The sequence below is a fragment of the Candidatus Pedobacter colombiensis genome, assembly GCA_029202485.1.
Taxonomy (GTDB): Bacteria; Bacteroidota; Bacteroidia; order Sphingobacteriales; family Sphingobacteriaceae; genus Pedobacter; species Pedobacter colombiensis.
In genome coordinates this window covers 1,246,999-1,259,194 of the sequence record CP119313.1, presented here as the reverse complement: position 1 = coordinate 1,259,194, position 12,196 = coordinate 1,246,999, and the positions used below count along the sequence as shown (strand labels likewise).

The 12,196-nt window shown below is 38.0% G+C and carries 11 protein-coding genes; 2 read left to right on the top strand and 9 right to left on the bottom strand.

Annotation, left to right across the window (positions count from 1 at the left end):
• The first annotated feature begins 21 nt into the window (after positions 1–21).
• The gene (gene ychF / locus P0Y49_05150) at positions 22–1,116 is read left to right on the top strand and encodes a redox-regulated ATPase YchF (GenBank protein WEK20523.1); all 1,095 of its coding nucleotides are present in this window, start codon (positions 22–24) and stop codon (positions 1,114–1,116) included.
• 46 nt (positions 1,117–1,162) lie between these two features.
• Here the strand turns inward: ychF and P0Y49_05145 are convergent, their stop codons facing one another.
• From P0Y49_05145 to P0Y49_05105, 9 genes are all read right to left on the bottom strand, one after another.
• Entirely contained in the window at positions 1,163–3,388 is a 2,226-nt protein-coding gene (locus tag P0Y49_05145) for a copper-translocating P-type ATPase (GenBank protein ID WEK20522.1), read from the bottom strand.
• 149 nt (positions 3,389–3,537) lie between these two features.
• The gene (mgtE, locus tag P0Y49_05140; GenBank protein WEK20521.1) at positions 3,538–4,911 is read right to left on the bottom strand and encodes a magnesium transporter; all 1,374 of its coding nucleotides are present in this window, start codon (positions 4,909–4,911) and stop codon (positions 3,538–3,540) included.
• A gap of 127 nt (positions 4,912–5,038) precedes the next feature.
• Positions 5,039–5,434, bottom strand: a complete 396-nt coding sequence (locus P0Y49_05135) for a hypothetical protein (GenBank protein ID WEK20520.1) — start codon at positions 5,432–5,434, stop codon at positions 5,039–5,041.
• A gap of 11 nt (positions 5,435–5,445) precedes the next feature.
• A complete protein-coding gene (locus P0Y49_05130) occupies positions 5,446–5,970 on the bottom strand; it encodes a peptidoglycan-binding protein (GenBank protein ID WEK20519.1) in 525 nt (174 codons plus the stop codon).
• Entirely contained in the window at positions 5,889–6,263 is a 375-nt protein-coding gene (locus P0Y49_05125; protein WEK20518.1) for a hypothetical protein, read from the bottom strand. The genes P0Y49_05130 and P0Y49_05125 overlap by 82 nt, the downstream gene beginning before the upstream one ends.
• Before the next feature lie 75 nt (positions 6,264–6,338).
• Positions 6,339–6,998 carry a DUF6266 family protein gene (locus P0Y49_05120; GenBank protein ID WEK20517.1) on the bottom strand — a complete coding sequence of 220 codons (660 nt, stop codon included), beginning with the start codon at positions 6,996–6,998 and terminating at the stop codon, positions 6,339–6,341.
• Between the two features lie 454 nt (positions 6,999–7,452).
• A complete protein-coding gene (locus P0Y49_05115; protein WEK20516.1) occupies positions 7,453–9,888 on the bottom strand; it encodes a WG repeat-containing protein in 2,436 nt (811 codons plus the stop codon).
• 739 nt (positions 9,889–10,627) lie between these two features.
• Positions 10,628–10,966 carry a DUF86 domain-containing protein gene (locus tag P0Y49_05110; GenBank protein ID WEK20515.1) on the bottom strand — a complete coding sequence of 113 codons (339 nt, stop codon included), beginning with the start codon at positions 10,964–10,966 and terminating at the stop codon, positions 10,628–10,630.
• Positions 10,953–11,225: a nucleotidyltransferase family protein gene (locus P0Y49_05105; GenBank protein ID WEK20514.1), complete on the bottom strand. Its 273-nt coding sequence runs from the start codon at positions 11,223–11,225 to the stop codon at positions 10,953–10,955. The genes P0Y49_05110 and P0Y49_05105 overlap by 14 nt, the downstream gene beginning before the upstream one ends.
• A gap of 201 nt (positions 11,226–11,426) precedes the next feature.
• Here P0Y49_05105 and P0Y49_05100 point away from each other — a divergent pair, with 201 nt between their 5' ends.
• Positions 11,427–12,071, top strand: a complete 645-nt coding sequence (locus tag P0Y49_05100) for a hypothetical protein (GenBank protein WEK20513.1) — start codon at positions 11,427–11,429, stop codon at positions 12,069–12,071.
• Positions 12,072–12,196: the final 125 nt, after the last annotated feature.

Genomic DNA, 12,196 nt, shown 5'->3' with positions numbered 1-12,196 from the left:
AAATCAAGAAAAAAATCATTCATGGCATTACAATGTGGTATCGTTGGTTTACCAAATGTTGGAAAATCTACATTATTTAACTGTTTATCTAACGCAAAAGCCCAGGCGGCAAACTTCCCTTTTTGTACTATCGAACCTAATATAGGCGTAATTACCGTACCGGACGAGAGATTAACCAAATTAGCTGAGTTGGTTAAGCCAAATCGTATCGTTCCAAATACTATCGAGATCGTAGATATTGCAGGTCTGGTAAAAGGTGCATCAAAAGGCGAAGGTTTAGGTAACCAATTTTTAGGTAATATCAGGGCTACAAATGCAATCATTCACGTATTGCGTTGCTTTGACGATGGAAATGTGATTCATGTTGATGGTTCGGTTGACCCTATTCGTGATAAAGAAATCATTGATACGGAGTTGCAGCTTAAAGATCTGGACACTGTTACCAAACGCATTCAGAAAGTTGAGAAAATGGCTAAAACCGATAAGGATGCCAAAAGAACTTTCGATATCCTGAGTGTGATTAAAACACATCTGGAAAGCGGACAATCTGCTCGTTCTGCTGCAGTATCTGCAGAGGATTTCGAATATATTCAAGACCTTGGCTTGTTAACTCAAAAACCAGTATTGTACGTTTGCAACGTAGAGGAAGCTTCGGTAATCAATGGCAATGCTTATGTTGACCGCGTTAAAGAAGCTGTAAAAAACGAGAATGCCGAAGTATTGGTGATCTCTGCTAAAATAGAATCTGAAATTGCCGAACTGGAAAGTTATGAAGAACGTCAGGAGTTTTTGGCCGACCTTGGCCTAACAGAATCTGGTGTAAACAAACTTATTGTTGCAGCATATCGCTTATTAGACTTGTATACTTATTTTACTGCAGGTGTACAGGAAGTAAGGGCCTGGACCATTACTAAGGGCTTTACAGCTCCACAAGCAGCCGGTGTAATCCATACCGATTTCGAAAAAGGATTTATCCGTGCTGAGGTGATTAAATATAACGACTTTGTAACCTTAGGATCTGAAAATGCTTGTAAAGATGCAGGTAAATTGGGTGTAGAAGGAAAGACTTATGTTGTAGAGGATGGTGACATTATGCACTTCCGTTTCAACGTATAACAATAAACTATTAGTTAAGCATAGTCATTGCTATGCTTAACTAATTTCATACTATTTTCGCTCCTCTTAGCCGCAGCGAGTTCAGAATTACAGATACCGAACTTAAACTCATGGCCAACGCTGCAATCATTGGCGAAAGTAAAATGCCAAAAAAGGGATATAATACCCCTGCAGCTATAGGAATCCCAAGCACATTGTAGCCCAGTGCAAAGAATAAATTCCCTTTAATATTTGCCATTACCTTTTGACTCAATAACCGGGCTTTGGCAATACCATTCAAATCTCCTTTTACCAGCGTAATTGCCGCACTTTCTATAGCTACATCTGTTCCAGTTCCCATAGCAATACCAATATCTGCCTGCGATAATGCCGGAGCATCATTAATACCATCACCTGCCATTGCTACCTTTTTCCCTTGCACCTGCAAGTGTTTTATCTCGTTTAGCTTATTTTCCGGCAACATCTGACCTTTGTATCCATCAAGGCTCAATGCCTGGCTCACTGCTTTTGCAGTGGCTTCATTATCGCCCGTAAACATCAATACCTTCAACCCTTCTTCCTGTAACTTATGTATGGCAGCTGCGCTGGAGGCTTTAATTTTATCTGAAATCACCACATAACCTACCGCAACATTACCCACTGCCAAGTATGATACCGTTTTACCTTGTTGCTGAGCGTGGACTACCTGCTCGTCCAATTCGGAAGTAACCTTTACATTCAGTTGTTCCATTAGCTTTTTATTCCCCAGGGCCAACTTTTCACTACCCAACATCCCCATAATACCTTTGCCAGCAATGGCCTCAAAATTTGATATTGCAGAAGCGCTGATGTTTTTTTCTTCGCCATAACGCAGTGTTGCCTGTGCCAATGGATGCTCACTGCTACTGTTTAACGCGACTATTTTTTCCAATACATCATCTGCGGTAAAATCAGGGTTAACACTCACTATCTGCTCTACAGATGGCTTTCCTTCTGTAACCGTTCCAGTTTTATCAATTACCACAATATCTATGGCATTCATTTTTTCGAGAGACGCTGCATTTTTAATGAGCACTCCCGACTGAGCCCCTTTCCCTACCCCCACCATTACCGACATTGGTGTGGCCAATCCCAATGCACAAGGACAGGCAATAATCAATACAGCAATGGCATTTACAAAACCGTAAACGTAAGCAGGATCAGGTCCATAAACCGCCCAAATCATAAATGTAGCTATAGCGATCAATACCACCACTGGTACAAAATATCCTGAAATCCGATCAGCTAGTTTTTGAATAGGTGCTTTGGATCGGCTGGCCGAATTAACCATTTCAATAATTTGCGAAAGCAGGGTTTCTGCACCTACCTTCTCGGCAACCATTATAAAAGTCTTATTCCCGTTGATGGTACCTGAGCTTACCTGATCTCCGGTCGTCTTTTCAACAGGGATCGGCTCACCGGTGATCATAGACTCATCAATGGTAATCTCCCCTTCTTTAATGCGTCCATCTACGGGTATCTTTTCTCCCGGTTTTACCCGCAACAAATCTCCTTTCTGGATGTCATCAATAGCTACCGTCACCTCCTTTCCACCCACAATTTTTGTAGCCTCATTGGGTGCCAATTTCAACAATTCTTTAATTGCACTATTGGTTCTACTATGTGCTCTGGCTTCTAACAGCTGCCCTAGCAAAACCAACGTAAGGATAACTGTAGCTGCTTCAAAATATACATATACCGTACCATGATGTGTTTTAAACTGCTCAGGAAATATCCCCGGAAAAAGCAGGGCTATTACACTAAAAAGCCAGGCTACGCCTGCACCAATACCTATTAAAGTAAACATATTTAAATTCCAGGTTACCACAGATTGCCATGCCCGTTCAAAAAACATCCATGTAGCATAAAATACCACTGGAAGCGATAACACAAACTGTACCCAATTCCAGGATTTCAGGTTTATAATATCAAGCATTGGGTTGTGCGGAATCATTTCCAACATGGCGATCAGGAAAATAGGAATGGTAAAAACTACTGCCAGTTTAAATTTAAAGAGCAAGTTGTCGTAAGCCTTGTCCTCTTCTTCCGTATTTACGCCTATTGGTATCAGGTCCATGCCACATATTGGGCATGAGCCGGGTTGGTCTCTAATGATTTCGGGGTGCATCGGGCAAATAAACTTACCCGAACTTTTTAATGAAAGTGGCCTTACAACATGGTCATTTTTATGGTACCCGTTATGTTTGTGCCCATTATGCCCCATTTTTATATGGTTAAGATGTTGGTGCTCCATAGTTTTTCCTTTAGTACAATCATCACTAACAAAAACATGGCTTTATAATCGTTATACAAAGCTATTTAAAGGTATAACAATAGTTTTATATAATTGATTTACAACTACATCCTACAATTAAAGAAAAACAGAGCAACTGGTCTTAACTTTTACAGCAAGACCCCTGTTAAAAACAACACTGCTACAGAGAAGTAAATGATTAAACCGGTTACATCTACCAGCGTTGCTACAAAAGGGGCAGAAGACGTTGCAGGGTCGGCACCTAGTTTTTTAAGCAATAAGGGCAACATAGATCCTGCAAGAGATCCCCATAAAACTACCCCCACAAGCGCTACACCTACCGTTACTCCAACCAGCATCCAATGCGGTCCATACATATCGGTAAAAAAGGTCCACACAAATATCCTTAAAAAGCCTATAGAACCCAGTACAATACCCAACATCAGTCCGGAAATGATTTCCCTTCGCATTACGCGCCACCAATCACCAATCGTAATCTCTCCCAGCGCCATCGCCTGTATAATCAGCGTTGAGGCTTGTGATCCGCTATTACCACCACTTGATATAATTAACGGCACAAACATAGCCAGGATAACAGCTTTGGCAATATCGGCTTCAAAATGGGCCATTGCCGTAGCCGTAAGCATTTCGCCCAGAAACAGGACCACTAACCAGCCAATCCTTCTTCTAAACAGACCAAAAATTGGCATATCCAGGTAAGGTTCGTCCAGCGCCTGGGTACCCCCAATTTTGTGCATATCCTCGGTATACTCTTCATTAGCAATCCAAAGGATATCATCAACTGTTACAATACCGAGCAAAACGTTATTATCATCAACCACCGGTAAAGCTACCCTGTTGTTCATCCTAAACACATTGATTGCTTCCTCTTGTGGGTCGCTTACATTCAACGAAATCAGACGATGGTCTGTTAAGTCACCGATTTTAGCATCAGGATCTGCGAGTAAAACTTCCCTTATCCGTATATCATCCAGTAGTATGCCGTCTTTATCAATCACATAAACCACATCAATGGTTTCGGAGTTTTTGCCATAGCGCCTGATGTGCGATAATACCCGGCTAACTGTCCAGTCCTTTTTAACGGCTACATAATCCGGGGTCATCAACCTACCCACACTATCCTCTTCGTATCCTAACAGCGAAAGCGCCTCGACCCTATCCTTTGCAGGCAACAGGATAATCAGTTTTTTTACAGCATCACCTTTCAGCTCACTAAACAAAGCAGTACGATCATCCGGTGGCATCAAATTAATCAGCTCGGCCAGTTTATTTCCCGGAAGTTTTTTAATGATCTTTTCCTGCGTAGGAAAATCAAGAATTCTGAAAACATTTACTGCCCTTTTTATAGACAGGATATCGATAAATTTCACTGCATACTGGGGGAGTTCATCTATCAAATGCTCAACATCCGAAATGTTAAGACCATCCAGATAAACTTTTAATTGTGCATCGTCACTCTGTTCTAACAGTTTAACAACCTCTTCAACAACTTCCTCTTCCATATATATGCAGTTCTTTTTACATCTTAATTCATTTGCTTTACAGTTTTGCAAAAGTGGCTTTATTTTTTTAAAAAAGCTGCTTTTTTATGCGATTAATTGACAGTTTATTTTAAGCTAGCAAAATGGCCTATTTCGCTGCAAATTTTCGATACAAAACAAAGCTTACTATCAATGCAATTACTATCCCAAACAGCATCCACATTTTTGTCGGTTCCGACTCTTTTATGGTTTGCTGCTGCTTTAACGATTGCTTTTCTTCAGTTGTACGTCGGGCTGCTGCAGTTTCATTAACCAGCTCTTTAATATTTTGATATTGATACACTGCACTGTCATTCCAATAAGTAAATATTTGTGTTTCCTTATTCCCGGTTTTTAAAATCAGTTGACTTGATTCTTTTTGTTTTGATGTTGTCTGCGCACTTGTTGAGTTGATCTTAGTCGTTTTCTTAAACAGGTTACAACTCATACAAACCATAAATAGGTAAAGGCCTAAAATGATGAGTAATATATGTTTCTTATTCATTTTTTTGAGTGTTAATTATTTTGTTTTATCCAATCTGCGAAGCGAGATATGGTTCTTTTATGCCTTATCCGGCGAAAAACACCTTCTCCTTCCCTACTACCTGCAATATTTGTATTTGCCTCCAGACAAGTGATCCAATCGCTTCTAACAGACTCTACCAATCCTACGTGAGCAATCCGCTTTAATGAACTAAAGTATATCCCAAAAACTGCTGCCGGCTTTGCATCTTTTACGATCCTTGACCCTGGAAAAAGCGCAGGCGACCATCCCGTACGTGGAGCTCTATAACCAGCCTGCTCAAAAACCCAACTCACAAAAGCACTACAATATGGTTGCCCTTTTTTTAAACCTACAGCTCTGAGGTACTCCTCTACTCTTTCTCCATCGTTATTACCGGTCAGCTCCTTTACACCTACCTCCTTTTGCGCTATAGCGATAATACGTTCATAGTCCTTTACAGCACTGCTATCAACATTCCAACTCCTGCAAATAAAAACAAAGCAAACAAGCATAGTGCAAATTTTAGCTGTTCCCATAACTGTAATTTTTGAAATTGTAAAACCATATTATCCAGGCTGGGTAAACCTATACTTACCCAAAACCGCTGCAATAACCACCAGCATAAACCCAGCATTAGCAAAAGACACATCAGTGCAAGCAACACCATCAACCCAATGCTTGTAGCAATTTCTTCCGAATTACCTTGTGGTAATACAAATATGTGTGGTGCGGCACTCCATAATAACAACACGATGCTTACCATCACATACCGCTCTATGTTTCTTATCACCGGAATCCGAGCCGGCATTTTTAAATTGAATGTTTTCATCTATATTTTATTTTTTGTTTAAGAAACAGGACTGCACGTATGCACAGCCCTGTTGAGATTATAGTCGCATTAGCTTTAAAGAACCAAAAGTTTCGTAATATAAATGCTGTTACTAACCAGCTTACCATTAGCCGAAACGAAACTCATCCAGCAATCAACGCTATCCCCGGCAAAGTCTAAAGGCAATTGCAACTCAAATTTTAGTGCAGATCTGGGGGCTGCCGCCTTCAACGTAACAAACTTACCTTTGGTTGAGTTATACACCAACAGCGTAGCTTTATCAGTTGCAAGGGCATTACTTTCGCCTGGATTGCCAGGATTTACGATCTGATTTGCCCAGAGAAACTCTATTTTACAATCTATCACTGTACCAACTTCCATATAAATGGGTAAATCGAGTGGCCCCCTACTGTAAAGGATCTTTCGGTAATTAATTTGATAATCTGGCCCTGTTCCTGTAATGGCATGTTCCAAATTATACTTAACGGCTGCATTTTGGGCCGTCATTTTTGTATCGTAAGCAGCAAAGCCTATATCAATTAATCCGCTAAGATTACTCAGCCATGAGGTCATCATTCCAAACTTAATCCGCTGATTTATTTGTAACGGTGTACCTGGCTTTTTGGATTTTGAAGGACGCATAGAAATGATATTCTTTCCTTTTCTTTTGCGACCAACGTGATTCCCTAAACGACCGATCATATCATAATCGATGCCTCCGGTTAATTTTCCCATTTTTCTAAAATTTAAATGATTAAAATAAAATTGTGAATTCGTAATTCTCTTGCCTGCAGGGCTTATTTGTTCATTACAAAAGCAAACATAACTACATGAATTACAACTTACTAATCACTTAAACGCTTTGTCATGGATTGGCACAACTATGTCGCGGATTGACACAAAGAAGGTTAACACCTGCAATAATCTACTGCAGTTTTATATTCTTGACTACGACACTTAAAAGGCCGCAAATTATAGATTGCGGGCCTTTTGAGTGTTCTTAAATTATTTAATTTTCATTCCAAGTGGTCTCGACGGAAGAAAGAACGCCATTCTTAGCATCGCTAATTGAGTCACCTCTGCTCAACCTGATCCTTTTTGATCAAATAAGTTTCCCTTTTAATTTACCCTCCTAATCATTCGTCCCCCTACTACTGATCAGGGATCGCCCCCCCATTATTCACCCATTCTATTTACGATTTCCTGTTTTTATTTCCTCAAACTTCTTAATTACAATTGTTCCATTTACACATTCGATTTCTTTATAAATACATGGATAGATCAACGCTCCTTTATCATCCAAAAGTCCGGCTTTTTCACTTTTGTGAACGATAATATTTGTTTTACCACAAGGTTTGCAAGAATCATAAATAGGTTTAACGATTTCTTCGCCTTTTATATTGAAGACTCCTTGTTTATCATCTTTTGTAACCACTAAAAAACCGCCATAAAGGTAATCCATCTGATCATAAACAGGCTTGATTATGTGTTTACCGTTCTTATCGATACTTCCGTATTTTCCATTGATACATACTTTGTAAAATCTACCAAGATCCTCGATAGTTAAATATATAAAAGGGACGATTATATTCCCTTCCCAATCTATCACGCCTACATACCCGCCTTTTGAAGCAATGATGGAATTATCTGCTATTCGTATTATGGTGTCATACAAGAACGGAACAACGATTTTGCCAGTAGAATCTAACAAACCTTCCTTCCCATTATAATTTACACAATACTTTGCTCTTTTAGTCGTCAATGCTGCATCTCTCAATGAATTTTGATCGTAAATCCGTAAAACCTGACCATAAACTATTGGTAAGATAACGTCATGTGATCTATTGATCACACCCCAAAAACCATCTTTTAGCACGGTGTGAAAACCATCCTCGTTTACAGTAATGCTATCATAAATTACAGGAAAAACCATTTTTCCATTGAGATCAAAAAGCCCCATTTTTTTTCCAATACCAACTACACTAAACCCATTTAAAAAAAAACTATTAACATAGTCGTATTTGACTGGAATAATTTCATTCCCTTTGCTATTGATTAGTCCAGTCTTTTTATTAATTCGTACCAGAATGAACTTTTCAATTCGAAAATCTCCATCTTGTAGCGTAATTTCATCATACTTGATGGGCGTAATCAGTTTAATATCTTTACTGAGCAATCCATATTTGCCGTTTTTTTTAGCAAGGCTAAGTCCTGAATATCGATTAGATAGCTCATCATATTCAAAATCTAGCATTTTGTTGCCGTTTCTATCAATAAGTCCCCATTTTTTGTTCACCATCGCCTTAATCAAATTGTTTGCATCTGAGTTAGCATTTTTCTTGAAAAATTGAAACTCAAGCTTATCATATAGTGGTTTTGTAATTTCTACCCCAGTAGTATCTAGTAATCCCCATTTCCCCGCTCTCTGATAACCAAATATCCTCGCTTGTGGTGTAAAGTTGTTATACACTAATAACTCTTTATAGCTTTTGTTTTTTTTCTCTTTTTCGTTGTAAATCATGAAGCCATGCGCATAATCTTTATACCAAACCGGACTGTCGAACCATCCTCTCAGATAAGCCGTTTTTTGTTTTCCCTTTTCATCAAAAAATGCCCAGCCCCCCTCGAAATTGGGAGATATCATATATCCAATCCCAAATCTTTTAATCTGTTGATCCTTTATGGGAATTATTGTTTTGTTCTTTGAATCGACAACTCCGAGTCCCTTATCGTCTTCTACAAGAAAATGATTTTCATCATAAGGTGAGATACTGCTATATTTTGGTGGCACTAAGGTTTTATTCTGCAGCGAAACTATCCCTAATTTATTCTTAGCCAACACCTTCACAAAATTGTAGGGGGTAAGCATAACAAATTCATACTTGGCAGTAACCAACAGGTTTCCTTTTGCATCTATTACGCCATATTTCTTTCCAATCTCCGCTGTAGCAACCCCGTTTTCAAAAGTGCCTATTCCCTCATATTTTGTTGAAATTATTTCTATACCATTTTTATCGATAACAGCCCATTTACCTCCATATCGTACGCCTAAATACTCATCGAAATGGATTTCATTTCTATCAAAGTCTAATAGCTCCCAGAAATAAGGATTAGGTAGAACCATGCATTTAACATATCTTCTCTCGTCATTCGAAAAACTATCGTATTTATTGGGTTCTAAAACAACTGTTCCATTGATCTTTATAAGACCGAATTTTCCGTCTTTGAGAATCATGAGCAAACCATTCTTACACCTACTAATGTTTGCATAAATCATTTTAATGACAGTTTTTCCGTTGGTATCAATTACGCCAATATTGTAGGAAGTGTCTTGTACCAATGCATAACCATCGTCAAAATTACTGCAGTTGATATATTTTGGTTCAACAATCACCCTCCCGGCAGAATCGATAAACCCAACCCTACTTGTTTTGCTATGCTTTAAATCTTTGCTCTTGATCATAAAAGCAAACTTTCCATTTACAGAAGGTTTAACCAAAATGTTCGTATCTGTTGCAATGAAAAGTTTAGCGAATGGTTTAAATCTTCCACTAATTTTTTGCTGTGAATACCCTTGAAAGGTTATTAAGAATAATAATGACCAATAAAATAGCTTATTTCTCATTAGGAGGATTTTAAAAGTAAATCCAATATATCGATTTATGCATACAATTAATTATTACATCAATTTCCATAACTATAGTCTAAAAGGAAGCATTGCATTTGAGAGTTTCGAACGTTCATAAAAGGTTCTATTCATAGATCGACATTATAAATGTCGTTTAATATATTGAGATGTCTAGATGATCATTTTTGTCTTGAGAGGACATTGCCATTCCCATGACCGACGACATAATCATTATCCTCAAGAAAGTGGGATATGCTTTATTAAAGTCTTTCGGAGACTTCTTTTTAATTGTCGTATCGACAACCTATTTAACTGAATATATTTTCCTGGCATGAGTACAAACAGCGATAAACTTAAAAGCATAGCATAAATAAATTTCATTATTTAGATATTTAATGTATACCACAAGATAATGAAATCTATTACTCTAAAGAGAGAATTAATAGACGAATTAGAGTTTAATTCGCCATACCACAAAAAAGCCAGCGCTTGTATAAACGCTGGCAAAGGAGTGGTCTCGACGGAAGAAAGAACGCTGTTTTTGATGGCATTAATTGAATCATGTTCGATCAAATCTGTGCATATTTAATCAAATAAGTTTCCCTTTTATTTACCCCTTTCAGGAAAACATATTATGTTTTATCGTAATTTCCTCAATTAAGAATATGATATATCTAAATATTTAATAAAATGTCAACTAAGCATTCTGCTTGATTTAAGCTCCCACTCAGGAAATTTAGTTCTCAGAAATAATAGCTTGAATCGCTTGTTCCAGATCAGGTAGCTTTGAAGTTATGATATCCCAAACAATATCATAATCAACACCAAAATAATCATGAATTAACCTGTTACGGGTATTCGACATTTTTCTCCATTCCACTTGTGGATGCTCTAATTTAAAATCAGGCTCCACTTTTGCACTTGCTTCGCCAATAATCTCAAGGCTTCGGATAATAGCTCTTGACAATACCGGATCGTTTATCACGAAATCCTTTTCTTTTCCTTTAACTGCATTCAGTACAAAAGAAATCTCGTCAAGTATGTGGTTAAGCAATTCGATATTAGATGGCAACATGTTCAGCCTCTTTTAAAATATATGGCCCAATATATTTGCTTAATGACTGCGGTGTAACAATCTCCACTTTCCTACCAAGCAAATCTTCTAAAAAGAAAGATAAGTCCATGAAATTATCATAACTTTTTTGCTCTGGATCAAAGTCCACTAAAAAATCGACATCGCTATCTGCATTGTATTTACCAGTAATAAACGAGCCAAAAACACTAAGATTAGAAACACCATACGACCTCAACTTCTGGCCGTTAGCCTTAAGCAATGAAAATAATTTTCTTTTATTTTGTACTGCAGGGTGCATATCACAAAGATACCCAATGATAGCGTATATAGCAAATGATAATATATTAAGAGCTCCTCGGAAACTAATGTTTATAAGTAAAAAGCCAGAGCACGGTAGTTTTGTTTATTCCATTGCTTTTAAATAGCTTTAATTGTAAAATCAAATCCTAAACAGATAGTAATGTATGATATTGAAGAAACCGGTGGCGCAAACATTGGATTTGGCCGAGCCACATGGCCATTTGCTAAATTGTTAGTTAATAAAAATGAATTGCGATTAAACGCATCAATCATAGGCAATGTTTATTTCAGGCCTTCTGATATTATCTCCATCGAACCATCTTCCTTATTTTCTGGAGCTGGCATAAAAATCAATCACCGAGTCAACAAATATAGCACGAAGATTATTTTTTTAACTTCCGGTAGCAGCGATTTGATAAAACGAATAGAAGATACCGGATTTCTAAATAACGCTGATCCCATACCTGCTGAAATTGAGGCCGAAATAGTAAAATACCAATCAAGCGGAAGCTTTCCAATGAAATGGATAGCTGTGATTGTTTTTGTTGTTATATGGAATGTATTATTCTTGGGCGATCAACTGGGTTATTTTGGCAATACCAATAATCGTATTCCTATTGGGATAGGCGCACAACTGGCTTTAGCATTTGCTTTTTTGTTTGCCCTCACGATACTAATATCAGAATCTTTTAGCCGGGTTGTATTAAAAGACGGCCGTACAGCAAGAGAAATTAGATCATTCTTGCTTTTTTTAATGGCGATAACCGGATTTATGTTTACAATGATTTCGCTCATACCGCGCTAATCCCACAAAAAAGCCTTCAAATTTCCATCTGAAGGCTTTTTAATATTCTTCACATACTGTCCCCAAGATGGGTCTATTTTGTGGACTACCCAATACAAAATTCGAACTCTTTACGAGAAGATTTA